Here is a 25,301-nt window from a genome sequence, read left to right as displayed (position 1 = left end):
GGACCTGCCCATGGATCCGTACCTCATCATCTCCGCGGACACCCACGCCGAGCTTCCGACCGAGCGGTACCGCGAATACGTCGACCCCGAATACCGGGAGGACTTCGAGGCCTACCTCGCCGAGAAGTTCGCAGCCGCGCAGGCAGGCGGATTCATCGACGAGGAATTCGCCGAGCAGTGGTTCGACGAACACGGCGAAGGCATTGCCGGCGGATGGGATGTCGCACAACGGGATAAGGAGCTCGATGGGGATGGTGTGGCCGGCGAGGTCATCTTCCCCGACGCCGACGCGGTAACGGGAGTCGCCGGGGCACCGTTCGGCGCCGGCCTGGGACAGTCGGGCGATCTGGACCCGGGCCGTGCCATGGCCGGGGCGCGCGCCCACAACCGTTGGCTGGCCGAGCTGTGCAGCCACAGTCCCGAGCGGCGGGCCGGCGTTGCGGTGATCCCGATCCTGGCGGATGTCGATGCTGCGGTCACCGAGATCACGCGCGCGGCCGAGGCCGGTCTACGGGGCGGGATCCTGATTCCGGTCCTCTGGGGCGACTACCCGCCCTACCACGATCGTCGGTACGACAAGGTTTGGGCCGCTTGCCAAGACCTGAACATGCCGGTGCACACCCACGTGGGCCCGGCGCCGAGCGCAGAGTACGGACCGCACCTGGGCATCTACACCACCGAGGTGCGGTGGTGGGGCGCTCGGCCGTTGTGGTTCGCCTTGTGGGCCGGTGTTTTCGAGCGCTTCCCGAAGCTACGATGGGGTGCTACCGAGTGCGGTGCATTCTGGGCGAACGACCTGTTGTGGCTGATGGACACCCGGTTCCTGCGTGAACACTCGGCGAAGAAGATGAGCAAGTTGCTCGAGGGTGACCTGATGATGCCGCCCTCGGCGTACTTCGACCGGAACTGCTTCATCGGTGCCACCACGACCGAGCGCCGAGAGCTGGCGCGACGCTACGAGATCGGTGTCCCGAACATGCTGTGGGGCAACGACTATCCCCATCCGGAAGGGACATGGCCGAACACCCGCAAATGGCTCCGACACGCGTTCTGGGACATCCCGATCGACGAGACCCGGCAGACCTTGGGACTGGCGGCGGCCGAGATCTACAACTTCGATCGCAAGGCCATCGCGCCGCTGGTCCAACGCATCGGCCCGACGCCCAAGGATCTGGGCCAGGACGATTCGGTCAGCATCCCCAAATGGGAGGCCGCCCGCCAGGCCGGCCGCCACTGGCTGACGGAGGCGGAGCCGCTCGCCGACCTGGTGGAGAACTGATGGCATGAAACACGCCGGACCGCTGAGCGGAATTCGCGTGCTGGAGTTGTCGATTGCGCTGACGGGCCCCTACATCGGCGCGCTGTTCGCCGACCAAGGTGCAGACGTCGTGAAAGTGGAGCGCCCCGACATCGGCGACATCATGCGGTGGATCGGCCCGAGTGTGAACGGGTTGAGCGCAGTGTTCAGGGTCTGCAATCGCGGCAAGCAGTCGATCGCCGTGGATATCCGTACCGACGCCGGCCGGGAGATCGCCCTCGAACTCGCCGCACGAGCAGACATCGTCATCCAGAACTTCCGTCCCGGCGTGGCCGAGCGGCTCGGTGTCGGATACGACGACGTCGCCGAAATGAACCCCGACGTCGTGTACGTATCGCTGACTGGATTCGGCGAGGTGGGGCCATACCGTGATCGCAGCGCCTACGACACGGTGATTCAGGCCTACGGTGGCGTCGCGTCGAGCCAGGCGGTGCCGGACGTGGGGGAGCCGATATTCCTGCAGCAGGTGCTCGCCGACAAGGTCACCGCGCTCTACGCCAGCCAGGCGGTCACCGCCGCCCTGTTCGCACGTGCCAATGGTCGTGGTGGACAGCATGTGCACGTCTCGATGGTTGACGCGGTCGTCTCGTTCCTGTGGACCGATGCCGCCGGCAACGAGGTGCTGCGCGACGCCGACGGTTCGCAACCGTCGAGCTTCACCTCCGGCTTCAAACCCTTCCGCCTCATCGACGGATGGGGTGTGGTGACTCCCATCTCGGACTCGGACTTCATTGGAATGTGCCGTGCGCTCGACGCACCCGGCGCCGACGATCCGCGCCTGCAGACTGCCGAGCTCCGAAATCAGCACCGCGCGTTGATGGCTGAGGTGATGGAGGGCTGCTATGCGGACGCGGCACGCTTGACCGTTGAGCAAGCTACCGTTCGCTTCGAAGCCGCGGATGTGCCCTACGCCATGATCGTGCCTCCCGAGAAGCTGCCCGACGATCCGCATGCCGTCGCGATGAAACTGTTCGAGGAGTCCGATGATCCGGTCGTGGGCCGCACCCGCATCCCGAGACATCCGGCCATCTTCGATGGCACACCCGCTCGATTGGCCGGCCCCGCCCCGACATTGGGGCAGCACACCAAGCAGGTACTCGGCTCGCTCGGCCGCGACGATCAGGAAGGCGAACTACGGCAAGCCGGTGTTATCGCCGGATAACGGCAGTTCCGCCGCTTCTTGCCGTCGAATCGTTATCCGACCTTGCCGCCGATGACACGTACGCCAGTAAACATGTCAGCGTGTGAAGCGTTGTGTGCTGGGACTCGTCTGTGCGGTACTGCAGACCGTGCCGCTGGCAGCACCCGCAGCGGCCGCCCCAACTGTCCAGTGGATAGTCGTCGGTGTACCCGCTGCAAACGCGACGACCGGAACGCTCACCGCCTATCAACGCCTCGGTCAGCAATGGAAGGTGGTCCTGGGGCCGATACCTGCGAAAGTGGGGGCGGTCGGTGTCGGCGCTCCCGCCGACGGTGTGCATCGGACGCCCGTCGGCACCTTCGGGTTCGATCAGGCCTTTGGCCGCCAGCCGAATCCCGGTACGAGAATGCCGTATTTCCAAACCACTAACCAGGACTGGTGGGACGAGGATCCCCAATCGCCGACCTACAACACCCACGTGCGCGGACCTGACAGTCCGTCGTCGATTGCGGAGAACCTGTTCGACTCGGGCCCTGTCTACGACTACGCCGTGAACATCGTGGTGAACCCGCAGCGCATCCCTGGACGTGTGTCCGGGATCTTTCTCCATGTGACCGACGGCAGTCCCACGTGGGGGTGCGTCGCGATCGGTCGCGAAGAGATGCGTGCGGTGCTGAAGTGGCTAGACCCTGCCGCGTCCCCGCGGATCACCATCGGAGTGGGAAATCCCTCGTTGGTCTCGGCCTAGCCCGCCCACACGTCCTCGACGTAGCGGTCGGACTCGACCAGGTCGATGAGCCAGTCGCGCGCCTGACTTTCATCGGATCCAGTTCGCGCGCAGTAGATGTCGAGGAATGCCCCGCGTACCGCGGGAGCCATTTTCGCGCCGTCCCCGCAGACGTAAACGTGGGCGTCCTTCGCGGGGTCGCCGAGCAGGTCCCACACCTCGTCGGCGTCGGCGGTGATCCGGTCCTGCACATAGCGGACTCCATCCTGCGGTGCGCGGGAGAACGCCGGACGCATCCGCACGATGCCGAGTTCTTCGCCCATCTCGAACTGGTCGCGGAAGATGTAGTCGACGTCAGGGTCGCGCACACCGAAGAAGCACAACGCGGACGTGTACTGCTCGCCTGCCTCCCGCGCCGCCAACCGGTCGCCGAGAAATCCGCAGAATGGGGCCACGCCGGTACCCGCGCTGACCAGGATCACATTCTTCTCGGGGTCGGCGCCCGCTCGAAATGCCTCACGCGCCTGGTCCACCCGGGCGCGGATGGGCGTCCCGGGGTCCATGGCTGCGAGGTGGTTGGACGCCACACCCTTGAAGAGTCCGCGACCGGACCTGGCGGGTGCGTCCAGCACGCTGACGATGAGGTGGACCACGCCGGGCGATCGTTTCGACGACGATGCGATCGAGTAGTGGCGCGGCGTCATCGGCTCGAGCATCTCGAGCAGTTCCGCTCCGGTGACATCGCACGCCGCGAACTCCAGCAGGCACTCGACCGGGCTGAGTTCGCACGGTCCGGTCATCTCGGCGAGCGCTTCGAGCCGTTGCCGCTCCGGTTCGCACGAATTGGACGCCGCGAGCCGACGTAACTGGCTGGGGGTGGCCGGCTTTCGCAGCTCCACGAAATGGGTGAGCAGTTCACGCACGCTGACCTCGCGATCGAGGGCAATGAGCCGGCGGCTGCTTCGTCGCGGGTTGATCGCCAGGCGTTGATCGGGATCGATGCCCAGTCCTTCGAGCACGGCGTCGACCAGTTCGGGCGGGTTATCGGCAAGGACCGTCAGATGGTCTCCGGTGTGATAGGTGACATCGTCGGGAAGAGCAACGCGGACATGCCGTTTCGCCTGACCCAACGAGTTGTCGGCGCTGACCAGTTCGTCGTTCTCGACGACGGTCATCGGCACCACCATGAAACGTTGGTCAATTGCTGTAGTGACCGGCCCCACGATGGGGCGGAGGTCGTAGAGCGGTTCGTCGGTGTCGCTGACGGGCGCGGCATCGGGATCCCCGAAGTGCTGTGCCATGGCCGTCCACAGGGCGACCTCGAATTCCTCGACTGTCCCGGTGAGATCTCCGGAAGTATCGGCTTCGGCTCTGGGAAGCAGCGGCGTCGCGCCGAGTTCTGTGAGCCGTTCGTCGATCCGCTTGGGCACCGCCTGGTAGGTGTCGGCCCAGTTCCGATCGCCGACACCGAGCACCGCGACGTTGGGGCTGCCGCGCAGCGCGGCATCATCGCTCGACAGCCAGGCCACGAACGCGCGTGCGTCGTCGGTGGGCTGCCCGTTGTAGGACGAGGTGATGATCAGGTTCGCATCGGCGTCCGGCAGGCCGCCCACCGCGTCGTCGAGGGGCCCGACGGTCACGGTGCAACCCATGGTGGTGGCTTCCTCGGCGAGTTGGGTCGCCAGGGCGCGACAGGTCCCCAGATTGGAGCCGAACAACACGGCCAGCGTGGTGCCTTGCTTCATCGCCGACGTGTGACCTTCAGTCGGCTGGGCCGACACCTCGGTAACGACGACCTCGCACCGACGGTCGTCAGGGGTGCGGTGGACAACATCGAAACAGAAGGCAACCGGCCGACGGCTCAATGGGCCTTCCCATCGCAGCACATAGTGTTGTGAGTCGATCAATCGATACCGGTGCACCACGCGGGCCACGGCCATGGTCGCCTCGTGCAAGGCGAACTGGCGTCCGATGCAGGACCGCGCACCGGTGCCGAACGGTTTGAACAGCGCCGCAGGGCGCCCCGCTGCCCGCGCGCTGTCGAACCGGCCCGGATCGAACAACTCAACGTTGTCCCCCCAGCCGGTCTGGCGATGAAGTGCGCCGGTGAGCACTGTGACAGCCTCGCCTGCCTTGACCGGATACTTTCCGCCTATGACAGTGTCCGCCAGGGCCATTCGATCGAACCCGAGCACCGGCGGGGACAGCCGCAGGGTCTCGTCGATCACTTGCCGTAAATAGCTCAACTTTCCGATGTCGTCATAGCTCGGCAGGTAGTCGCTGTCAGCCCCGAAGACGCCATCCACTTCGGTTTGGACCTGCCGGAACACAGCGGGATGATGCATCAGGTTGTAGAGGACGTTTGGCATCAGCTCCGACGTCGTCAGCTGCCCAGCGATCAAGAACGTCATGATCTGGTTGCGGATGTTTTCCGGGTCGAGCACAGGATTGCCTGCCGCGTCCCGCCCGACCATGACGTAGAGCAGATCGTCGACATCTGCGGGTTCGCCGGTGCTGTGCGCCGCGATCAGATCATCGAAAACCGAGTTCAAATATGTCAGTTCGGTCTCGAATCGGGTTGTCGTACCGTCGTTTCCGAGATCGCCGAGCGCGGCGGTGAAGCTTGCCGGCACCGGTGCCAGACCTTCGTGATCGAAGGAGTTGAACCGCGCCCCGAATCCGGCCAGGGCGACGGTGTCCATCGCGAGCTTCTGCAAATCGGCAGAAGCGTCTACAGCATCGCGGCCGACACGCGAGTCCCAGCGCGCGATGAGCGCAGAGCTGATGTCGAGCATGGCAGCGTGGTAGTTGCGCAGGCCCGCATAGCTGAAGCCGGGCAGCAGAACATCGTGCGCCTTCCGCCAATTCGGTTCCCCGTAATAGGCCGTGAACAGTCCGTCGCCGGCCAGCGGGCGGACCCTGGCCAGCGGTGGGGTCAGGTTCTTGGCGAACCTGCTCTCGTCGCACAGTTCATCGACGAGGTCTGCTGAGCACGCATACAGCTTGCGGAAGCCGTTGTGATCGGAGTAGAAGAGCGGTCCATGGCGCTCGCCCAGAATGTCGATCGGCAGGGCGTAGGGGCGCCCGGCGACGTCGGCCCAGGTGGGCAACCGGCCCACAGCGGACGGAACGTCGTCGAGCTGCGGGGGCAGCGACGGTGCGAACTCGGCCATGGCGGGCAGCATAGAAACACACTGCGCCATGGATCTGACGTTTCTGACAATTGAGGCATGCCGAGCCGGCTACCGGCCGGATTCATGACACCCCAGTGGCAATCCGAGGATCTGCGCGGCCTCGTCGGGCGTCGCGACCCGTCGGCCCACCCGTTGGCACAGCGCCACGGCTTCGGACACCAGGTCGACGTTGGTCGGCGTGCGGTCGCCGCCGTAGAACTCCAGTCCCACATGAAGGTTCCCGCCGCGTTCGAGGGCCAGTTCGGCGAGTCGATCTGCACACAGGTCACCGCCGACGATGGAAACCGCCCACGGAATATCGCAGCCGTCGAGCAGTTCGAGGTATGCGTCGAGCGCGCGTTCGGTCGGTGGCAGCCCGAAAGGCGCGCCGAGGTAACCCCGTTCGGTAGAGAAGTACAGCTTGATCATCGCCCCGGCGGGCAAGCGGCCTGCGCTCCACCATGCGAGGGTGGCTCGCAGAAAGCCCGGCTCGTAGATCGCCAGACTCGGGCCCAGCAGTCCATCACGGCAGATGTCGAAGGCGCGGCCGATGACGTCGAATGAGTTGCGGTACACGAAGTCACCCGAAGGTAGGCCTTCGGCGTCCCTGATGCCCAGGTTGACCGAGCCGGGATCGGTGATCCCGATTCGCATACCCGCTGCGGCGAGTGCAACAAGGTGCTCGTATGAACATGAGCCGGTGGCATCGAAATGAATCGTCGGATAGAGCAAGGCGTCGGGCCGAGCGGCGAGCACCGGACGCCAGGCCTCGAGATAACGCTCGACAGCGTGCTCCACGCTGGCGCCGGGAAGATCGATGTGATTGTGGATGATCGCCGCTCCCGCGTCCATACAGGCGATGGCTTCAGCGGCGATCTCCGAAGGTGCGACGGGCACATGCGGGTTGGTGGCCTTCGACGTCACACCGTTGATCGCACATTCGATGATGACGGGGTCCATCGGGACACTCCTTTCCTGGCGCTCGACCGCGATCGTCGCACTTCGCGTGGCATTCGTTGGCTGATCGGCTCCATCATTGAGATGCTCGCCGCCGCGACCTAGGGTTCAGTTGTGACGAGTCGTCCTGCCTCCGTCGACTTCCATTTCGACGTGATGTGTCCCTACGCGTACCAGACGTCGCTGTGGATTCGCGAGGTCGCAGACCTGACGGGCCTCGAAGTGAACTGGCGCTTCTTCAGCCTCGAGGAGATCAACCGTCAAGAGGGTAAGAAGCACCCGTGGGAACGGGAATGGTCCTACGGATGGTCGATGATGCGCATCGGTGCGCTGTTGCGGCGCCGATCGATGGGGGACCTCGACGCGTGGTACGCCCGGGCGGGCCGGGCGCTGCACGTCGACGGGCACAAGCCCCACGAGAAGGCCGTCGCACGGCACCTCCTCACTGAACTCGGTCTCGATCCGGAACTGGTCGACCAGGCGATCGCCGACCCGACCACCGGGGACGAGGTGATGGCCGATCACCAGCGGGTGGTCGATGCCGGCGGCTACGGCGTGCCGACGATGTTCTTTCCCGACGGGCAGTGTCTCTTCGGGCCGGTGCTCATCGACCCGCCCACCGGGGAGGCAGCACTGCGGCTCTGGGACGCCGTCGTCGGCTGGACGGAGTTTCCGCACCTGTACGAGCTTCAGCGGCCGAAGACCCCCGAAGACGGAAAGCTGATCACCGAGACCTTCCGCCCCTACCTCGAGGCGCGTGACTGGGTGTCGATCAATCGGGGCGAAGTCATCACCTTCGATACCTGAGGGCCTACCGGGCGCGATCTGCGCGAGCTGATGCGCACGCCGATCCTCGTCAGGACCAACCGTTCCATCCCACGCAGATGCAATGCACGGTCGAGTTCAAGCCCGTCATGTCATGGCACACGTACTCGCCGTGGCGATAGAGTTCGTGAGCCTCTTTCGGGTCACCGTGAAAGTCAAGGTTGTGTTGTTCTTTTGGGTGACCGCAGGTGCGGCAGTAGTGGATCAGCGGTTCGACATCACTGTGCATTTCCACATCGCTCGACATGATCGCGCTCCTCTTCGGTTGATTACCGTCAGGATGCGCCCGGCGGCGGATTGGCAATAGGGCCGATGGGCCCCTTGTCGACTGTGGCGAAGTGCCCCTATTCGGGCTACGTCGCGACGCGGACGTGACGTAAAGGCGCTGCGTTGCAGCGCCTTTACGTGTCGGTCATATCAACCGGTCTGATCAGTGGTCTACGTGATCCCTCACCGGCATGGCCGCTACGCGTGGGGTGTCGACACCAACCCTGCCGACCGTCTGCGCGCCGCCCGGCGAGCCCAATGGCTCCGTCCGTCCGGGCAGCACGGTCTGGAAGAACGCGGCGTTGTCTTCGAGGTGCCAAAGGTCGTCGTCGTCGAGGTCGGTCTCGTACTCGATCGCCTCCACGCGGCAGACCAACTTGCACGCCCCGCAGTCGACACACTCGTCGGGATTGATGTAGAGGGTGCGCGCGCCCTCGTAAATGCAGTCGGCCGGGCACTCGAGTACACACGACTTGTCCATGACATCAACGCATGCTGAACCGATCACATAGGTCATGGCACCACGGTAGAAACCCGATGTGGCAGCGCGGGGGAGCCCAAAGGCACGATTGCAAGTGACCTTGGTCCCTCGCGATGTGCGTGCGCCTCGACTGTTAGCAACGCAGGTCACCCATGGCCGCGAAAGTGACCCACGCTACCCGTTTCCGGGACTTTGGTCCGTAGTCCCGGCGCGCATATCCGTCCGACAATTCGGTCATGACCAGTCTCGCGGAGCCAACGGTGCGCGACGAGCTCGACCGTGTTGTATCTGAGCTGCGCACCAGATTTTCCGACCGCACGCGAATCGACATCGAGAGTGTCGTCAACGAGGTCTACGCCGAGCTGGCCGCGCGAGCGACTGTGACCGCGCACTTGATTCCGCTGACCCTCAACAGGAGTCGACGAATCCTCGCCCGCAGTGCGGGTTCCGATCGGCCGATGCAAGCGGTCGGCTCGCAATAGTCCCAAGGAGTGTGAAATGTCTGCTGCAACACCATCTTCGGATACCAACTATCACGGCATCGTCGTCGGAGTCGACGGTTCGCCCGCATCGGATATCGCGACCGAATGGGCCGCCCGCGACGCGGCACTTCGCAACGTGCCGTTGACGGTCGTCCACGTCTTGCCCACGGTGGACACCGGCGCGTGGGTGGACATCCCGATATCGGCCGACTACTGGATCGAGCGGGACCGGCGCGCAGAGCAGGTTGTCAACGACGCCATGAAGGTGGTGCTCGAGGCCACCTCCGGCGCACCCGATTTCGCCACGGAGCATCGGGTGGTTCCCGGGCCGATTGTGCCCACCCTTGCGGACATGTCGAAGGACGCCGAGATGGTCGTGGTCGGATGCCGCGGTCTCGGCGGGGTGAAGGAGCTGTTGCTTGGTTCGGTCAGTTCGGGACTGTTGCACCACGCCCAATGCCCGGTTGCCATCATCCACGACGAGGAGCCGGTCACGAACTATGCCGTCGACGCACCCGTGGTCGTCGGTATCGACGGGTCGCCGGCATCCGAGCGTGCGACCGCCATCGCCTTCGACGAGGCATCACGGCGCGGCGCCGAGCTGGTTGCCGTCCACACGTGGATGAACAGCGCCGATTTCGCTATTGACGTGGCACCCGAGGGTGTGGCGGCGCAGGCCGATGAAGAACTCGCTCAACGGCTCGCCGGCTGGTGCGAACGCTATCCGGACGTCGTCGTTCGGCGGGTGGTCGGTCAGGACAGCCCGGCCAAGCGGCTGCTCGACGAATCGCGACAGGCGCAGCTCCTGGTTGTGGGCAGTCACGGTCGCGGGGCATTCGCGGGCCTGCTCCTGGGCTCGGTGAGCTCAGCCGTCGCGCACGCGGCGCGGATTCCGGTGATCGTGGCCCGTCAGGCATAGGTCGACACCGCAAGTCATTCGAATCCGGGTCTTTAGACCCTCTCCATATTGATGGGGACGCGGCACTCTGACAGATGACACAAGACCTTCTCCTTTCGAGGTTTGGACGAATGAGCTCACACTTTCCCGGCACCGAGACGATGAGATCGGCGCTCCTGCTGGCTACCAGGGCACCGTCGGTGCACAACTCTCAGCCGTGGCGCTGGGTGGTGGGCGATGAGAGCCTGCACCTGTACGCCGACCGTGATCGCCAACTACCGAACACAGACCCCGACTCGCGGGATCTGCTACTGAGTTGTGGTGCTGCGCTGAACCACTGTGTGATCGCCTTGGCGGCGTTGGGCTGGGCGACGAGGATCCACCGGTTCCCCAATCCCGCCGACGCCGATCATCTGGCCTCGATCGAGCTTCGCCGGCAGACACCGGCCGATCTGGACATCAGTTTGGCTGCGGCGATTCCGCGCCGGCGTACCGATCGCCGCAGTTACAGTGAATGGCCAGTAGCCACAGGCGATCTCGCCTTGATGGGTGCTCGGGCGGCGCGCGCCGGAGTGACCATGCGCAGGATCGACGACATCGCCCACCTGAAGCACATCGTTGCCGACGCCGTCTTACGGCATTCCGCCGACGCCGAGTATTCGGCCGAACTGGCTGCGTGGAGTGGAAGGTATGCGTCTGTCGCTGGGGTTCCTGCTCGGAGCACCCCGGTACCGGACGCGTCGGCTGCAATCCCGTCGCGGTGGTTCGCGGGATCGGCGCTTACTCAACCGCCCGACGTTGACGCGGCCGAGGACAACGCGGTGGTCCTCGCGCTCGGCACCACCAACGACGACGATCTGTCGAGGCTCCGGGCCGGTGAAGCCACCAGCGTGGTGCTGCTGACCGCGACCGCGCTGGGGCTCGCGAGTTGCCCGATCACCGAGCCGTTGGAGATCCCGGAAACGCGCGAGGCGGTCAGGACGGAAGTTCTCGGCAACGAGAGCTATCCGCAAATGCTGTTGCGCGTCGGGTGGGCTCCCATCAACAGTGATCCGCTTCCCGCCACACCGCGGCGCGCCCTGGCGGAAGTGGTCACTCGACTGGATGACGCGCCGCTCGACTAGCGGGACGAAGGCGTTGCCGCTCGCGGGCGGCAACGTCGCGCGGACCTCCCAGAGTGTGGAGGTGCTCCCTTACAAGCCCGACTTGCGAAGCACGCCTTTGCGCAGGGCTGCACCGATATTGGCCATGACACGTTCCAGCACGACGTTGAAACATCCGTTGCGGAGGAGTTCGGATGCCTCGTGATGCTGGAGATAGGCCTCGAGACGCCTGTCAATCGGCCAGTCGGCGTAGATCGGACTGGAGAACTCTGATCGCAGGAACCGCCATGCGACCGCCTCGACATCCTCGGTTTCGAGCTCGGGGTGGGTCGGGGTCGCGGTCATAGGCATTCCTCTTGGACGTCATCGACGTGGCTTCATCCTTCTCCAGATCCTTCTCCAGATCCTTCTCCAGCCGTCCCCGCGGCACTAGAGCCCAAAGTCATCTGCGTCGGCATACCGGAGTAGGTGCCAATGGTCCCTGTGGTCGTGGTCCGGTCGGCCCTTACGCGTGGTGGTGTCAGACCACGACTATGGGCGCATGAGCACCACAAAGACCCAGCTCAGGGATGTAGTGCGCAGCTTCAACAAGCATTTGCTGAACCCCGCGATGATGTATCTGGCCGGGCGCCGGTACTGGTATGCGGCGGTCATGCGGCATACCGGGCGCCGCTCGGGGCGGCACTACGCCACACCGGTGGTGGCCGATCAAGTTGTGAACGGATTCCTCGTACCACTGCCGTACGGCACGGACGTCGACTGGCTGCGCAATGTGCAGGAGGCAGGAAGGGCCGCCATCTCGGTAGGCGGTCACACCTATGACGTCGTCGAACCCGAAATAATCGACGCGGCAACGGCCGGCCCTCAACTGTCTCCGGTGCGGCGGCGCCTTTTCGAGACTTTCGGAATCGAGCGCTTCCTCAAGCTGACTTTCGATAGGGGCTGACAACATGCTGGAGTGTCCTCATGGTCACCCGAACCCGGATGGGTGGCAGTTGTGCGGCGAATGCGGCAGCCCGATCGAGGCGCCGCCGGAACCCTCGGACGGCGTCTGGTACCGGACCAAATGGGCGATCGCTGGGGCGATCGTCGTGGTAGCCATCGTGCTCTCGAGCGCAGCGATCACACTCGTCGTGACCGGGGATCGGCGCGCCGATCCCTCGACGCCGGAATCTGCCGGTCAGGCAGCGGTTTTGGACTGGTGGGCAGGGGCGCGTGAGCCGTTCGTCGACCTGCAGCGCTCCCTCTCCAAAGCGCAGCAGGCGCTGGCCCACGTCGACCGCGAGGCAATGGACGAGGCCTGCCGGCAGATGCATGACAGCTCAGCGGTCGACCTTCGGTCGCACCTGCCGGCACCCACCCCTGAACTGACCAGCGAGCTGGAGGCTGCCACCGAGGATGCGCACGCGGCCGCCCACATGTGCATGTCTGTGTTGGCAAGATCATCGAACAGTTACGACGGCGAGTTTCCCGTCGACGTGGAACAGGCAGAGATGCACCTGGACGCGGCGCAGGAACTGGTGCGCCAAGCGCTGGCCGGAACCGCCTAGCGCGCAGCCTCGAGGAGGAGCCGCCGCTCAGCCGCGGCGATCGTCCGCCGCGCGGCCACCAGTGCGTCCGGATTCACCGAGACCGACGTGATACCCATCCTGACGAGGTGTTCGGCGAACGCGGGTTTGGTGGACGGCGCCTGCCCGCACAGCGAGGAGGTGATCCCGAATTTCCTTGCTGTGCTGATGATCTGGCCGATTGCATCCAGTACCGCCGGATCGGACTCATCGAACAGCTCGGCGCAGATGTCGGAGTCACGGTCCACGCCCAGCACCAACTGGGTGAGATCGTTGCTGCCGATCGACACGCCGTCGATACCCATTCCGATGTACTCGGGTAGCCAATGCATGACTGACGGCACCTCGGCCATCACCCACCGATGCAATCCGCGTTGGCGACCCAATGGGCTTGCGTCGACCAGAGACAGGCACTCCTCGAGCTCCCATTTGGTCCGGACGAACGGAATCATCAGATGCACATTCGGCGACTGCTCGCGCACACGGGCAAGTGCCTGCAGTTCCAGGGCGAACAAGTCGGGTTCCTTGACGTACCGATAGCAGCCGCGATAGCCGATCATCGGGTTGTGCTCGACGGGTTCGTACGCCTCGCCACCCTTGAGGCCGCGGAATTCATTGCTGCGGAAGTCCGTTGCCCGATAGATGACCGGCCGTGAGCCGAAGGCCGCGCCGATCCGGCCGACTGAGGCGACCAACCCGTCGACGAGAGTGCCTTGCTCACCATGCGCGATTAGATCGCGCGGATGACGACCCTGCAGCGCCTCCGTCAGCATGAACTCGGCACGTAGCAGGCCGACACCGTCGGGCCCTTGCGCGGCAACGTCTTCGGCGGTGTCGGGCATCGCCAAGTTGACATAAACCTTGGTTCCGGTGACCTCGGTCGGGACCTCGATTGGCGCCCGGCCCTCGATCGTCTGCGTTCGGGCCCGAGGGGCCTCCGGCTCGACACGTCCGGACAACACCCGCCCGTGCGCTCCGTCGACCGTCACCGTGGTGCCGTCATGCAGGTCTCGCGTCGCGGTGCGCGCCCCGACGATGCATGGCACGCCCAACTCGCGGGCGACGATGGCGGCGTGACACGTCATGCCGCCGGTGTCGGTGACCAGCGCCGCGGACCGCCGGATGGTCGGCAGCCAGTCGGGATTGGTCATCTGGGCGACCAGGATCTCGCCCTCGAGCAGCCGGTCGCCCTGGTCGGGGGTCTCGAGGACGCGTACCTTCCCCGACGCCATGCCCGGTGCCGCCGCGAGGCCGCGGGCCAATACTGCGTGCTCTTCCGATGAGGGTGCCGCCGTATGACCCAGCGTGGTGATCGGTCTGGCCTGCACCAGGTAGACCTGACCGCCGGAGATCGACCATTCGGTGTCCTGCGGGCAGCCGTTGTGTCGTTCGGTGGCGATAGCGAGTTCGGCGACCCGGCGCAGCTCGGTGTCGTCGAGCACCCGGGCGTCTGCTTGCTCGTCGCTCAGATCGACCCGCGCGTCGTTGCCGTCCGGTCCCCGGACGATCTTGAACGACTGGTGACCGAGGCGGACGTCCAGAATCTCGAGGGACTCCTTGGACACGATGTACGTGTCGGGTTCGACGAGGCCGGACACCACGACTTCGCCCAGCCCGAACGCGCCCTCGATGACCACGCGGTCCCGCGCGCCGTTGCTTGGATCGGCGGTGAACGCCACGCCGGCTTTCTCGGAGGCGATCATCTGCTGGACCACGACTGCCATAGCGGGAACCCCGGTGAATTGCCGACTGGCGCGGTAGGTGATCACTCGCGGCGAGAACAGCGACATCCAGCAGCGCATCACGGCCTCGATGAGAGCATCCTCGCCGCTGACGTTGGTGATGGTGGCGTTCATCCCGGCGAAGGACGCATCGGCACCGTCCTCGCCGGTGGCCGAGGAGCGCACGGCCACAACGGCGTTCGGCCCGAGCTTTCGGTACGCATCGAGCAGCGGTGCCCGGACGGCATCGGCGATCCCCGCCTTTTGCACAAGTCCCTGCAACTGCTCACACCGCTCCGGCAGGTGCACCGTGTCGGCGACGTGCTCCATCGCGTCGCGGTGTAGTTGCGCCAGGTCGGCGTCGACGCCACCCGCCGCCATCGAGTCCCGGTAGCAATCCCGCAGAAGTACGAACCCGGGTGGGACGGGCAGTTTCGCGGCGACCAGTTCGCCCATGTTCGCACCCTTGCCGCCGGCCTCCTCGGCATCGGAGATGCGCAGCGTCGAGATGTCGCGGATGTATCTGTCGCTCATGGCACCACCCTCGTTCGCGCCGGGCGACCCACCTAGCGTCCGATGGCCCGATCGTTGGGGTCAAAGGTCCTCTGCGGTAGGGAGCGGGTGATGCCGGCGGGCATCTGCGACGAATGCCACCGCGGTGCGGGACTTCTGTCCCTACCGCGCTGATCTGTCGCATAGTCGGATCAGTGGTGGCGCATGAAGCGAGGAGGTTGTGCCATGGATTCGATCGTCACCCTGACGATGAACCCGGCGCTCGACATCACCGTCGCTGCGCCGGAGGTGCGTCCCACCAGCAAGATCCGCTGCTCGCGGGCTCGCTATGACGCGGGTGGCGGAGGCATCAACGTGGCGAAGATCGCGCACGTCCTCGGCGCGCCGGTCACGGCGGTCTTCCCTGCCGGAGGCCCCAGCGGTGACTTCCTTGCGCAGCTCATCGCGGAGGCAGGTGTGCCCTTTCGGCGCATCGATATTGCCGAGCCGACGCGCGACAGCTTCACCATCGATGAAGCGGCGACGGGTCTGCAGTACCGGTTTGTGCTTCCAGGGCCGCGACTGACTCCGTCCGAACAGGCCGAATGCGTGGAACAGCTGCACCGTCAGGCGATGTCCGCGCAATTCGTGGTGGCCAGCGGCAGCCTGCCGCCGGGGGTGCCCTCAGACTTCTACCAGCGGATCGCGGATATGTGCGGTGAGATTGGGGCCCGCTTCGTCCTGGACACCTCGGGAGCCGGTCTCCAGCACATCAAGCGTGGTGTCTCGATGCTCAAGGCGAGTCTGCGCGAACTCCGCGAATGCGCGGGACGTGAGTTGGCGACCGAATCCGAACAACTGGATGCCGCTCACGAACTGATCGAGTCCGGCCGGGCCGAAGCCGTCGTGGTGTCGCTGGGAGCCGAGGGCGCAATGCTGGCCACGCCGACCGAAAGCTACCGATTCGCCGCCATTCCGATGCGAGCGGTGAGCGGCGTCGGTGCGGGCGATGCGATGGTCGCCGGCATCACCGTGGGCCTGGCGCGCGGTTGGCCGCTGAGCACGTCGGTTCGCTTCGGTATCGCCGCGGGAACGGCGATGCTGATGACGCCCGGCACCGCTCCGTGTACGCGTGCCGATACCGAGCGGCTTTTCGAGATCGCTGAGGAGCCGGTGGATCTGGCTGCCGTATCCGCATGAACCATCGAACAGTCGAACAGGGAACAGACATGAAGCCGACAGCGACCATCGATCCGCGGTTCCACGATGCCGTTGTCTTCGGACTCGACGCCGTGGTCACCGACGCTGCGCCCAATGACGGTTGGACGGTGCTCGGTTCGACAGTCGCTCTCGTCCGAAAGCTTGCCGAAGCGGGGGTCGCCACAGCTGTCTATTCGCCGGGACGCAACAGCGAAGAGGTCTTGAAAGCGGCCGGCCTCGACGACCTGTTCGACGTCCACGCCGACGGCTTGGTCGCCGATGCCCTCGGACTGCCGGGACAGCCCGATCCTGCGGTGTTGCTGGCCGCCACCAACAGATTGGAGACGACACCGGCGCGTACCGCGGTCGTCGAGACCGCGGAGGCCGGCGTGCACGCGGCCCGTAACGGGGGTTTCGGTCTGGTCATCTGGGTCGACCACACGGGGCTCGCCACGCAACTCCGGCACAGCGGGGCCGACGTGGTCGTCGAGAATCTTGCGCAGGTCGCCGTGCGGTTGGGTGACAAGCGGATTTCGCAGTTGCCGAATGCGCTCGACTCCTATGGTCAGCTGGTCGGAGTTGTCGCTGGGCGTCAGCCGTTCGTGTGCCTCGACTTCGACGGCACTCTGGCCGAGATCGTGGCGGAACCGGATGCGGCCGAGCTCATCGACGGTGCGGCGAAGGCTCTCGAGCGACTCGCGGCGTTGTGTCCGGTGGCGATCGTGAGTGGGCGTGATCTGGCCGATGTCCGCGAGCGGATCGCGATACGTGGCATCTGGTATTCGGGCAGCCACGGCTTCGAAATCCTCGGACCGGACGGCACGCACCGCAGCAACGACGCGGCCGCTGCTGCGGTTCCCGTCCTCGAAAGCGTTGCGGATGACCTGCGTGAGGCTCTCAGACAGATTCCAGGTGTGAACATCGAGCACAAGCGTTACGCCGTCGCGGTCCACTACCGCAACGTCGCCCCCGAACAGGTGGCCGACGTCGTTGCGACAACGCATCGGCACGGCCAGCGCCGTGGACTGCGCGTCACCGGCGGCCGCATGATCGTCGAACTGCGACCCGATATCGATTGGGACAAAGGCACAGCCCTTAGCTGGCTCCGTGACCAGATCCATCAGACGGGGCGCGTGCTGCCCATCTACGTCGGCGACGACCTCACCGATGAAGACGCCTTCGACGCCCTTCGGTTGAACGGCGTCGGGATCGTGGTGCGTCATGCCGAAGACGGCGACCGTGACCGCGCCACAGCCGCCCAGTTCGTGCTGAACAGTCCCGGCGAGGTCGAGGAATTTCTGCGCCGCGGCGGCGATTGGCTGGCATATGAACAGCGGACCTCCGATGAAGCGTGGACTCTGACATACGACAGCTATGACCCGCCGAACGAAAAACTCCGTGAGGCGTTGTGCACGGTGGGTAACGGCTACTTCGCCACGCGCGGCGCCGCACCGGAATCCAAGGCAGGGCAGGTCCATTACCCGGGCACCTATGCCGCAGGGGTGTTCAACCGCCTCGACGACGTGATAGCGGGCACCACAACCGCGCACGAGAGTCTGGTGAATCTCCCCAACTGGCTTCCGCTCACATTCCGCATCGACGGTGGTGACTGGTTCGATGTCGACGAAGTCGAGCTACTCGACTACCGCCAGATCCTCGACATTCGTCGCGCCATCCTGACGCGCGAGCTCCGCTTTCGTGATCACGCCGGCCGTATAACCTCTGTATCCCAGCATCGCTTTGTCGCCATGCATCAGGCGCACGTCGCCGCAATGGAAATGACTGTCACCGCCGAGGATTGGAGCGGCACGATCGAGGTGCGATCGACGCTGGACGGCCATGTCGGCAACACCATGGTCGAACGCTACCGAGGTCTCGCCAGCACTCACCTCACCTCCCCGAAAAAGCGGGCGCTGACGCCGAATTCGGTGCTCCTCCAAGCGACTACGACGCAGTCACAGATCCCTGTCGCTGTGGCCGCGCGAACCACCGTGTGGCGGGACGGACAGCCGGCACCCGCGACGTACCGACTGGTCGATGAGGAATTCGAGGTCGGCCACGAAATCTTCGCCGAACTGGCTGCGGGTCAGTCGCTTTCGGTCGAGAAGGTCGTCACATTGGTCACGGGCCGCGATGTCGCGACGTCGGAGCCTGCGGCTTCGGCCGAGCGACGCCTCGGGCGCCAGGAGCGGTTCGCCGGCATCCGGGATGCCCACACGCTGTGCTGGGCTCACCTATGGGAGCGCCTGTCGATCCAGTTCGACGACCACACCGATGAATTGCGTATTCTTCGACTGCACCTACTGCACCTGTTGCAGACGGTCTCCTACAACAGCGACGACCTCGATGTCGGCGTGCCCGCCCGCGGTTTGCACGGTGAGGCGTACCGGGGGCACATCTTCTGGGACGAGCTCTTCATCTTCCCCGTGCTGAATCTACGGCTGCCGTCGGTCACGCGGTCGTTGCTTCGTTACCGATATCGGCGACTGGTCGAGGCGCGCCGCGCCGCCAAGCTCGCCGGTTACGCGGGCGCCATGTTTCCCTGGCAGTCCGGCAGCGATGGCCGGGAGGAGAGTCCTGTACTGCATCTGAATCCCCGCTCTGGTCGGTGGAATCCCGATCCCAGTCATCGGGCGCACCACATCGGCATCGCCGTCGCCTACAACGTCTGGCAGTACTACCAGGTCACGGGTGATCTGGCTTATCTGATCGACTACGGTGCCGAGATGCTGGCGGAGATCGCGCGATTCTGGGTCAGCAGGTCTACGTACGACGAGAAACGCCACCGCTACAACATCAACGGTGTCATCGGGCCCGACGAGTTCCATACCGGTTATCCGGGTAGACCTTTCGAGGGTATCGACAACAATGCGTACACCAACGTCATGGCTGTCTGGGTCATCATGCGTGCGATGGAGGCTTTGGAGCACCTGCCGCTGCCCAGCCGAATCGACTTTCGTGAACGGCTCGGACTTACCGACGCCGAGCTGCAGCGGTGGGATCACGTCAGCCGGCGGATGTTGGTGCCGTTCTGCGACGGGCGCATCAGCCAGTTCGAGGGTTATGACGAGCTGGCGGAACTGGATTGGGACGCGTACCGCAGCCGGTACGGCAATATCCAACGGTTGGATCGCATCCTCGAAGCCGAAGGTGAAGACATCAACCGGTACAAGGCGTCCAAACAAGCTGACGCGCTGATGCTGCTCTATCTACTTTCGTCGGACGAGCTACGCGAGGTGCTTGATCGGCTCGATTACACGCTTGCACCTGAGCAGATACCGGAGATGGTTGACTACTACCTGGCGCGGACGTCACACGGATCGACGCTTTCCGGCGTCGTCCATACCTGGGTGCTTGCCCGGGCCAATCGTGATCGCGCCATGGAGTTCTTCGAGCACGTGTTGAAGTCCGACGTCGCCGATATCCAGGGCGGTACCACCTCCGAGGGCATTCACCTCGCGGCGATGGCGGGCAGTGTCGACCTCGTCCAACGATGCTTCACCGGCTTGGAAACCCGCGGCGATCGGATGATGTTGTCGCCCCATTGGCCGGATTCTCTTGGTGCACTGGGATTCCCGATCCACTATCGCGGGCATCACGTGTATATCCGGGTGAGCGGCAAGGGTGCAGAAGTCAGCGTGGACCCGCGTGATGTCCCGCCGATCGTCATCGAGTGCCGAGGCCGCGTCGAACGGCTAACGCCCGGGTGCACCGTGCGATTTCCCAGTGGATCTTTCGACGCGAGTTGACGTTACGGCTGGCGCGCGACGATCACCGGCATCCGCGCTGATCGAACCACCGCCGCACTGACCGAACCGAGCAGCATGCCGGCGAATCCGCCACGGCCGTGACTGCCGACGACGACCAACTGCGCCTCTTCGGAGCGTTCGATGAGCGCACGAGCCGGATTTTCGCAGACGACCTCGCGCCGGATGTTCACGTCCGGGTACTTCTCCTGCCATCCCGCCAGTCGCTCGGCCAGCGCCGCATCCTCCGAAGTCTTCATCTCCAGCCAGTTCATCCCGAGATAGTCGCCAACGCCGAACTCGGTCCATGCGTGCAGGGCAATGATGTCGACGTGTCTGCGTGACGCCTCGTCGAAGGCGATCGCCGTAGCCAACTCGGACGACGGGGAGCCGTCGATTCCCACGAGAACCGGCGCCTGTGCCGGATGCGGCATCAACGGATCCTCGTCGTGAATGACCGCGACCGGGCAGTGCGCGTGCTGGACGACGCCGGCGCTGACGGACCCGAGGAGCCCGCCGACGGCGCTGTGGCGGCGACTGCCCACCACGATCAGGTCTGCTCCCTTCGACATGTCGACGAGAGTGGGCACGGCTGTCGAGTAGTAGATCTCGGAGCGGACTTCCAGGGGACCGGTGTCCTTCTCCACTTCGGCCACCACCGCCATCGCTTCGCCGACGGCTTCGTGCGCCCAGTGCTGTTGCCGTTTCCCGATGCCCGTCGGCAGGGGCACTTGAGACAACGAGCCGAGGACACTGCTGACGACGTGGACGACGGTGAGCGTTGCGCCGCGTTGCGCGGCGTCACGTGCAGCCCAATCGACGGCAACCTTTGCGGCGGGGGATCCGTCGACGCCAACAACGATTTCCGGAGAAGCAACCGAAGACATAGGGCAAGTCAAGACGATGCCAGCTCTTCAGGCGTGGGTATTTGGTCCTCAACGGGTCGTCAATGGGCCCGTAATGCCATGCAAAAGGACCAAAGCACTTCGGGGAGTGTGCCTTGGCCCCTCTGCCGTCGAGGGTGTCGGGTGGTCTGATCAACGAGGTCGCACCCAACGAGGAGGCCACCCTTGAGATCGCACCGGGTGAGAACCCATCGGCTCACCGAATTGCCCATCGACGTGACCGAGGCCGGGTAGCCATGGCCGAGTTCCTGCGCAACACCGACGCCTTCATGTGGTCGATGGAAAGCGACCCTCGACTGCGGTCGACAATCGTGTCCCTCGTCCTGCTCGACCGCACACCGGAGTGGGAGCGGCTGGTCGACCGATTCGATCTGCTCAGTCGGACGATGCCCATGTTCCGTCAGCGGGTCACCGCGTCACTCGTGCCGGCACCGCCGCGATGGCAGTTCGATCCCGACTTCGATCTCGCGTTCCATCTGCGCCGTGTGACGGCGCCGCAACCGGCCGACGTGGACACGCTGTTGGAGATGGCGCGGGTCGCCGCGATGGCCGACTTCGATCGAGCGCGTCCGCTCTGGGAAGTCACGCTGATCGACGGTCTCGCCGACGGCGGTGCCGCGCTGTTGTGCAAGCTCCATCACGCGCTCACGGACGGGATCGGCGCCATCCAGATCGCAATGACCCTGTACGACCGCACCGAAAGGGGTGACGAATGTCCGCCCAAGCCGAGTGTGCCGATACCGACGAGCGCCGGGCTGCTCAGCGGTGTCCGGGACATGGTGGCCTACGACACCGGACTGGCCACGTCGGTGGTGACCGCTTCGGTAAAGGCCGCGCCCGCATTTGTGGTGAAAGGCGTTCGCCACCCCGCCGGAACGCTCAAAGGCGTCGGCTCGGCCGTGGCATCGATCTATCGGACCGTTCGGCCTATCAGTGCACCCGGATCGCCGATCATGCGTGATCGCGGCAAGATTCGCCGGCTCGCGACGCTCTCTGCGCGCACGGACACCCTGCGGCGGGCCGGCGCGATCGCCGGTGGCTCGTTGAACGACGCCTTCATCGCCGCCATCACCGGCGGGCTGCGTCGCTACCACGAAAAGCACGGCGAGTCGGTCGGAAACCTGTCGGTGTCGATGCCGATCAGCCTTCGGACACCCGAGGACCCCGCCGGCGGAAACCGGGCGACGTTGATGCGGTTCGAGGTGCCTGCAGCCATCGCCGACCCCGTGGACCGCATCCGCGCCACACACGACCGCACCACGAAAATGCGCAGCGAGAAGTCGCTCTCCTACACCCAGGCCATCGCCGGCGTGCTCAATCTGATGCCGCGGTCCTATATCGGCGCCGCATTGCGGAACGTCGATTTCGTGGCCAGCGACGTGCCGGGCATTCCGGTACCTGTCTTTCTTGCAGGTGCCGCCGTGCGGATGCAGTATGCGTTCGCCCCCACCATCGGGGCGGCGTTGAATGTCACGTTGTTGTCCTACGTCGACACCTGCGCGATCGGGATCAACGTGGATACCAGCGCCATCCCCGACCACGATGTCCTGTTCGACTGCCTTGCTGCCGGTTTCGATGAGGTGCTGGCGCTCGCAACTGGCGTGTGGTGTGGCGCACCAGCGGCCGGTGACCACAGATGACCGAATTCATGCGAAACAGCGACGCCTTCACCTGGGCTATGGAAAGCGATCCTCGGTTGCGTTCCACGGTGGTCACGGTGATCATGCTCGACCGGTCACCGGATTGGGACGAGGTCCGCAATCGCTTCGACGTCATTTCGCGTGCCGTCCCGATGGTGCGCCAGCGTGTAGTTCCGTCGCCGGCGCCGGCGCCGCCGAGGTGGGAATACGCCCCGGACTTCGACCTGGGCTTCCACATGCGGAGGGTGACGGCGCCCGCACCCGGCACCATCGACACGGTGCTGGAGATGGCGCGGGTCGCGGCCATGGAGGACTTCGACCGGGCTCGCCCCCTATGGGAGGCCACGCTAATCGACGGAGTCGAAAACAACGGTGCAGCAGTGCTTCTCAAGTTCCACCACGCACTGACCGACGGTGTTGGGGGTATCCAGATCGGGATGATTCTCTTCGATCTGTCCGAGGTTCCCGAGCGGCACGAGTCTGTTCAGCCATGGCCTGAAGTTCCTCCACCACAGCCGCTGCGGGGCTACCGCGACACCGCGCGATACGGCGCCGGTTTGGTGGCCGACGTGCTGACGGGCACTCTGAAGAATGCTCCGAAGATGATTGCCAACGGCATTATGCAGCCAGTGGACAGCGTTTCGTCGGCCGCCGAGTTGGCCGCCTCGGTCTACCGCACCATGCGTCCTGTGAGCCGCAGGGGCTCCTCGCTGATGAGTAATCGCAGCCTCATCCGAAAGCTCGGTGTACTCGAGATCCCGTTCGCACAGCTGCGGGTGGCCGCTCATCACGGCGGCGGTGCATTGAACGACGCCTTCGTTGCGGGCGTAGCCGGGGGGCTTCGCATTTACCACGAAAAGCACGGCGTCGCGGTCGGCGACCTTCACCTGACGATGCCCATGAGCCTGCGCGAAGAGGGCGACGAAATGGGCGGCAACCGCATCACCATCATGCGGTTCGATGTGCCGGTCGGCATAGCCGATCCCGAGGAGCGAATCCGCCAGATCCGCGACAGGACCGGCAAGGTGCGTCACGAGAAGTCGCTGCCGTACACGCAATGGATCGCCGGAGCGCTGAACATGATGCCACGCTGGTACATCGGCTCGATCCTGCGCAATATCGACTTCCTGTGCAGCGACGTACCGGGGATTCCCGTGCCCGTGTTCCTCGGTGGCGCCAAGGTGTTGACACAGTACGCATTCGGCCCGACGATCGGCGCGGCCGTCAACGTCACGTTGTTGACATACGTGGATGTGTGCACGCTGGGCATCGACGTGGACACCGGTGCGATTCCCGACCACGACGTGTTCATGGACAGCCTCGCCGCAGGCTTCGACGAGGTGTTGGCCCTTGGCGTGGACCATGTCTAGGACTAATGGTCGAAGTCTCGCGGTCGCTGGCGTTGTCGGCGCCGCTTTCCTCGCCACGCTCGTTCTCGTACCCGGGTTGCGAGTCGGTGCGGACTCGCCGTGGTTGGGCGCGCTGGTCATTCTCGCTCCCACGGCGACGCTGTTGGCCGTTACGGGATTCCGGCACTACGGCATCGGACGTGCGGTCGCTGCCGCGGTCGTGATCGCGGTCGTTGCGGGCGGCGTCAGCTGCCTCGTCGCGGTATTCACCTTGGTGAGGGCACTGAGCGGGGCGGGCGTGCAGCTTGCCTGGGCGATTCTGCTGTTCCTCACTCCTGCGGTGTCGGTGCTGGCACTCGGCGCGCTGGCGTTGCGCGTCGTCCCGTCGAGATTCGTGCCCGGCGAGCCGTCGGACGCGGTGCAGAAATCAGCGCCATTGGCGCGTGTGAACCGACGTAACGATGCACCACGATGACGTGGGACGAACGGCTGACGAACCTTCGGTAGCGGCGAAGTGGGATCGGGGTCTGACGCAACGCTTCGTGGACCTGCAGCGCCCGATTGTGAAGACCTACTTCCGGTCACAGGTTCTGGGTTTGGAGCACGTCCCGCCCGGGGCCGCGCTGATGGTAGCCAATCATTCGGGTGGGCTCGTCACCGTCGACATGTCGGTGATTGCCGTCGACTACTACAAGACCTTCGGATACGAGCGGCCGCTCTACGCGCTAGCCCACGACAACCTGTTTCGCGGACCGGCGGCCGGGTTCCTCGAGCGAACCGGTGTCATCCGGGCCACCCCCGAGCACGCATCCGAGGCCCTCGCGGCCGGTGGCCTGGTGCTGGTCTTCCCCGGCGGGGACTACGACGTCTACCGGCCGACCTCCCTCCGCACCAATATCCTTCCGGTCACGATCGGTTTCCCGTTCGGCCTCAGCGTGGTGTTGCCGATCAACATTCCACTGCCCACCAAGATCGTCACCCAGGTGCTGCCCCCCGATCGACATCGCCGCCGAGTTCGGTGACGACCCCGACGTGCGAAGGGTCGACGCACACGTGCGCGCCGTGATGCAGCACGCGATGGTTGCGCTGGCGCGCAAACGCCGACTGCCCGTAATCGGGTGACGGCGTGGGGAGATAGGGCCGTTCGGCCCTGCCGAAAGGGACTCAGTGGGCTACCCGCCCCTGCGCGGGGGTCGCAGAATCGAGGTCGAGTGCTGCCGTGACTCGTCGGAGCGGGCGGATCACCTTTCGTCTAGTCGAGGCACGCTCCTAGGAGGTTGCCATGCGAGACGCCCGTCGTACAGAACA

The 25,301-nt window shown here is 65.0% G+C and carries 21 protein-coding genes and 1 pseudogene; 15 read left to right on the top strand and 7 right to left on the bottom strand.

The window, feature by feature from the left end; translation table 11 throughout:
* Positions 1-10 precede the first annotated feature (10 nt).
* The 3 genes from H7J93_RS14470 to H7J93_RS14460 all read left to right on the top strand — a co-directional run bounded on the left by H7J93_RS14470 (position 11) and on the right by H7J93_RS14460 (position 3,207).
* The gene (locus tag H7J93_RS14470) at positions 11-1,279 is read left to right on the top strand and encodes an amidohydrolase family protein (protein ID WP_267306952.1); all 1,269 of its coding nucleotides are present in this window, start codon (positions 11-13) and stop codon (positions 1,277-1,279) included.
* A 4-nt stretch (positions 1,280-1,283) separates the two neighbouring features.
* Positions 1,284-2,480 (top strand): CaiB/BaiF CoA transferase family protein, encoded by a 1,197-nt coding sequence (locus tag H7J93_RS14465; protein ID WP_267306951.1) that lies wholly within the window; start codon positions 1,284-1,286, stop codon positions 2,478-2,480.
* Between the two features lie 94 nt (positions 2,481-2,574).
* On the top strand, positions 2,575-3,207 hold the full coding sequence (locus H7J93_RS14460; RefSeq protein ID WP_267306950.1) for a L,D-transpeptidase family protein: 633 nt from the start codon (positions 2,575-2,577) through the stop codon (positions 3,205-3,207).
* On the opposite strand, the gene H7J93_RS14455 is transcribed toward H7J93_RS14460, so the two are convergent.
* Both H7J93_RS14455 and H7J93_RS14450 read right to left on the bottom strand, forming a co-directional pair.
* Positions 3,204-6,359, bottom strand: coding sequence for a bifunctional cytochrome P450/NADPH--P450 reductase (locus H7J93_RS14455; RefSeq protein ID WP_267306949.1), 3,156 nt, complete (start codon positions 6,357-6,359; stop codon positions 3,204-3,206). The genes H7J93_RS14460 and H7J93_RS14455 overlap by 4 nt on opposite strands.
* A gap of 69 nt (positions 6,360-6,428) precedes the next feature.
* Positions 6,429-7,319 carry a beta-keto acid cleavage family enzyme gene (locus H7J93_RS14450; RefSeq protein ID WP_267306948.1) on the bottom strand — a complete coding sequence of 297 codons (891 nt, stop codon included), beginning with the start codon at positions 7,317-7,319 and terminating at the stop codon, positions 6,429-6,431.
* A 111-nt stretch (positions 7,320-7,430) separates the two neighbouring features.
* Here H7J93_RS14450 and H7J93_RS14445 point away from each other — a divergent pair, with 111 nt between their 5' ends.
* The gene (locus H7J93_RS14445) at positions 7,431-8,123 is read left to right on the top strand and encodes a mycothiol-dependent nitroreductase Rv2466c family protein (protein ID WP_267306947.1); all 693 of its coding nucleotides are present in this window, start codon (positions 7,431-7,433) and stop codon (positions 8,121-8,123) included.
* 49 nt (positions 8,124-8,172) lie between these two features.
* Here H7J93_RS14445 and H7J93_RS14440 read toward each other — a convergent pair whose 3' ends face one another.
* Together H7J93_RS14440 and fdxA are read right to left on the bottom strand one after the other, a co-directional pair.
* Entirely contained in the window at positions 8,173-8,388 is a 216-nt protein-coding gene (locus H7J93_RS14440) for a hypothetical protein (RefSeq protein WP_267306946.1), read from the bottom strand.
* Between the two features lie 183 nt (positions 8,389-8,571).
* Positions 8,572-8,925 (bottom strand): ferredoxin, encoded by a 354-nt coding sequence (fdxA, locus tag H7J93_RS14435; protein ID WP_267306945.1) that lies wholly within the window; start codon positions 8,923-8,925, stop codon positions 8,572-8,574.
* Between the two features lie 200 nt (positions 8,926-9,125).
* On the opposite strand from fdxA, the gene H7J93_RS14430 reads away from it, so the two are divergent.
* From H7J93_RS14430 to H7J93_RS14420, 3 genes are all read left to right on the top strand, one after another.
* Positions 9,126-9,371: a three-helix bundle dimerization domain-containing protein gene (locus H7J93_RS14430; RefSeq protein WP_267306944.1), complete on the top strand. Its 246-nt coding sequence runs from the start codon at positions 9,126-9,128 to the stop codon at positions 9,369-9,371.
* A 16-nt stretch (positions 9,372-9,387) separates the two neighbouring features.
* On the top strand, positions 9,388-10,290 hold the full coding sequence (locus H7J93_RS14425; protein ID WP_267306943.1) for a universal stress protein: 903 nt from the start codon (positions 9,388-9,390) through the stop codon (positions 10,288-10,290).
* 110 nt (positions 10,291-10,400) lie between these two features.
* On the top strand, positions 10,401-11,393 hold the full coding sequence (locus H7J93_RS14420; RefSeq protein ID WP_267306942.1) for an Acg family FMN-binding oxidoreductase: 993 nt from the start codon (positions 10,401-10,403) through the stop codon (positions 11,391-11,393).
* A gap of 69 nt (positions 11,394-11,462) precedes the next feature.
* On the opposite strand, the gene H7J93_RS14415 is transcribed toward H7J93_RS14420, so the two are convergent.
* Positions 11,463-11,717 (bottom strand): hypothetical protein, encoded by a 255-nt coding sequence (locus H7J93_RS14415; protein ID WP_267306941.1) that lies wholly within the window; start codon positions 11,715-11,717, stop codon positions 11,463-11,465.
* A 196-nt stretch (positions 11,718-11,913) separates the two neighbouring features.
* Between H7J93_RS14415 and H7J93_RS14410 the strand changes: the two genes are divergently transcribed.
* Both H7J93_RS14410 and H7J93_RS14405 read left to right on the top strand, forming a co-directional pair.
* Positions 11,914-12,318 (top strand): PNPOx family protein, encoded by a 405-nt coding sequence (locus H7J93_RS14410; protein ID WP_267306940.1) that lies wholly within the window; start codon positions 11,914-11,916, stop codon positions 12,316-12,318.
* 4 nt (positions 12,319-12,322) lie between these two features.
* Positions 12,323-12,922, top strand: a complete 600-nt coding sequence (locus H7J93_RS14405; RefSeq protein WP_267306939.1) for a zinc ribbon domain-containing protein — start codon at positions 12,323-12,325, stop codon at positions 12,920-12,922.
* Here H7J93_RS14405 and ppsA read toward each other — a convergent pair.
* Entirely contained in the window at positions 12,919-15,195 is a 2,277-nt protein-coding gene (ppsA, locus tag H7J93_RS14400; RefSeq protein ID WP_267306938.1) for a phosphoenolpyruvate synthase, read from the bottom strand. The two genes, H7J93_RS14405 and ppsA, sit on opposite strands and share 4 nt — an antisense overlap.
* A 204-nt stretch (positions 15,196-15,399) precedes the next feature.
* Here ppsA and H7J93_RS14395 point away from each other — a divergent pair, with 204 nt between their 5' ends.
* Complete coding sequence (locus tag H7J93_RS14395) at positions 15,400-16,353, top strand: 1-phosphofructokinase family hexose kinase (protein ID WP_267306937.1); 954 nt, start codon at positions 15,400-15,402, stop codon at positions 16,351-16,353.
* A gap of 29 nt (positions 16,354-16,382) precedes the next feature.
* On the top strand, positions 16,383-20,102 hold the full coding sequence (otsB, locus tag H7J93_RS14390; protein ID WP_267306936.1) for a trehalose-phosphatase: 3,720 nt from the start codon (positions 16,383-16,385) through the stop codon (positions 20,100-20,102).
* Between the two features lie 2 nt (positions 20,103-20,104).
* Here the strand turns inward: otsB and H7J93_RS14385 are convergent, their stop codons facing one another.
* Positions 20,105-20,986, bottom strand: a complete 882-nt coding sequence (locus H7J93_RS14385) for a universal stress protein (protein ID WP_267306935.1) — start codon at positions 20,984-20,986, stop codon at positions 20,105-20,107.
* A gap of 254 nt (positions 20,987-21,240) precedes the next feature.
* On the opposite strand from H7J93_RS14385, the gene H7J93_RS14380 reads away from it, so the two are divergent.
* The 4 genes and pseudogenes from H7J93_RS14380 (at position 21,241) to H7J93_RS14365 (ending at position 25,115) form a co-directional block, all read left to right on the top strand.
* Positions 21,241-22,644 carry a wax ester/triacylglycerol synthase domain-containing protein gene (locus H7J93_RS14380; protein WP_267307012.1) on the top strand — a complete coding sequence of 468 codons (1,404 nt, stop codon included), beginning with the start codon at positions 21,241-21,243 and terminating at the stop codon, positions 22,642-22,644.
* Positions 22,641-24,014, top strand: a complete 1,374-nt coding sequence (locus H7J93_RS14375) for a wax ester/triacylglycerol synthase domain-containing protein (RefSeq protein ID WP_267306934.1) — start codon at positions 22,641-22,643, stop codon at positions 24,012-24,014. Before H7J93_RS14380 ends, H7J93_RS14375 begins: the two co-directional genes overlap by 4 nt.
* Positions 24,007-24,468, top strand: a complete 462-nt coding sequence (locus H7J93_RS14370) for a hypothetical protein (protein ID WP_267306933.1) — start codon at positions 24,007-24,009, stop codon at positions 24,466-24,468. Before H7J93_RS14375 ends, H7J93_RS14370 begins: the two co-directional genes overlap by 8 nt.
* Positions 24,455-25,115, top strand: a pseudogene (locus H7J93_RS14365) (1-acyl-sn-glycerol-3-phosphate acyltransferase). The gene H7J93_RS14370 and the pseudogene H7J93_RS14365 overlap by 14 nt, the downstream one beginning before the upstream one ends.
* The last annotated feature ends 186 nt before the right edge of the window (positions 25,116-25,301 follow it).

This window comes from Mycobacterium barrassiae (assembly GCF_025822765.1).
Taxonomy (GTDB): domain Bacteria; phylum Actinomycetota; class Actinomycetes; order Mycobacteriales; family Mycobacteriaceae; genus Mycobacterium; species Mycobacterium barrassiae.
This window is presented reverse-complemented; position numbering and strand designations above follow the sequence as displayed.

Coding starts and splice junctions, on each gene's coding strand:
- H7J93_RS14470 (WP_267306952.1), top strand. CDS start 11: ATGGATCCGTACCTCATCATCTCCGCGGACACCCACGCCGAGCTTCCG.
- H7J93_RS14465 (WP_267306951.1), top strand. CDS start 1,284: ATGAAACACGCCGGACCGCTGAGCGGAATTCGCGTGCTGGAGTTGTCG.
- H7J93_RS14455 (WP_267306949.1), bottom strand. CDS start 6,359: ATGGCCGAGTTCGCACCGTCGCTGCCCCCGCAGCTCGACGACGTTCCG.
- H7J93_RS14450 (WP_267306948.1), bottom strand. CDS start 7,319: ATGGACCCCGTCATCATCGAATGTGCGATCAACGGTGTGACGTCGAAG.
- H7J93_RS14440 (WP_267306946.1), bottom strand. CDS start 8,388: ATGTCGAGCGATGTGGAAATGCACAGTGATGTCGAACCGCTGATCCAC.
- fdxA (WP_267306945.1), bottom strand. CDS start 8,925: ATGACCTATGTGATCGGTTCAGCATGCGTTGATGTCATGGACAAGTCG.
- H7J93_RS14430 (WP_267306944.1), top strand. CDS start 9,126: ATGACCAGTCTCGCGGAGCCAACGGTGCGCGACGAGCTCGACCGTGTT.
- H7J93_RS14425 (WP_267306943.1), top strand. CDS start 9,388: ATGTCTGCTGCAACACCATCTTCGGATACCAACTATCACGGCATCGTC.
- H7J93_RS14420 (WP_267306942.1), top strand. CDS start 10,401: ATGAGCTCACACTTTCCCGGCACCGAGACGATGAGATCGGCGCTCCTG.
- H7J93_RS14415 (WP_267306941.1), bottom strand. CDS start 11,717: ATGACCGCGACCCCGACCCACCCCGAGCTCGAAACCGAGGATGTCGAG.
- H7J93_RS14410 (WP_267306940.1), top strand. CDS start 11,914: ATGAGCACCACAAAGACCCAGCTCAGGGATGTAGTGCGCAGCTTCAAC.
- H7J93_RS14405 (WP_267306939.1), top strand. CDS start 12,323: ATGCTGGAGTGTCCTCATGGTCACCCGAACCCGGATGGGTGGCAGTTG.
- ppsA (WP_267306938.1), bottom strand. CDS start 15,195: ATGAGCGACAGATACATCCGCGACATCTCGACGCTGCGCATCTCCGAT.
- H7J93_RS14395 (WP_267306937.1), top strand. CDS start 15,400: ATGGATTCGATCGTCACCCTGACGATGAACCCGGCGCTCGACATCACC.
- otsB (WP_267306936.1), top strand. CDS start 16,383: ATGAAGCCGACAGCGACCATCGATCCGCGGTTCCACGATGCCGTTGTC.
- H7J93_RS14385 (WP_267306935.1), bottom strand. CDS start 20,986: ATGTCTTCGGTTGCTTCTCCGGAAATCGTTGTTGGCGTCGACGGATCC.
- H7J93_RS14380 (WP_267307012.1), top strand. CDS start 21,241: ATGGCCGAGTTCCTGCGCAACACCGACGCCTTCATGTGGTCGATGGAA.
- H7J93_RS14375 (WP_267306934.1), top strand. CDS start 22,641: ATGACCGAATTCATGCGAAACAGCGACGCCTTCACCTGGGCTATGGAA.
- H7J93_RS14370 (WP_267306933.1), top strand. CDS start 24,007: ATGTCTAGGACTAATGGTCGAAGTCTCGCGGTCGCTGGCGTTGTCGGC.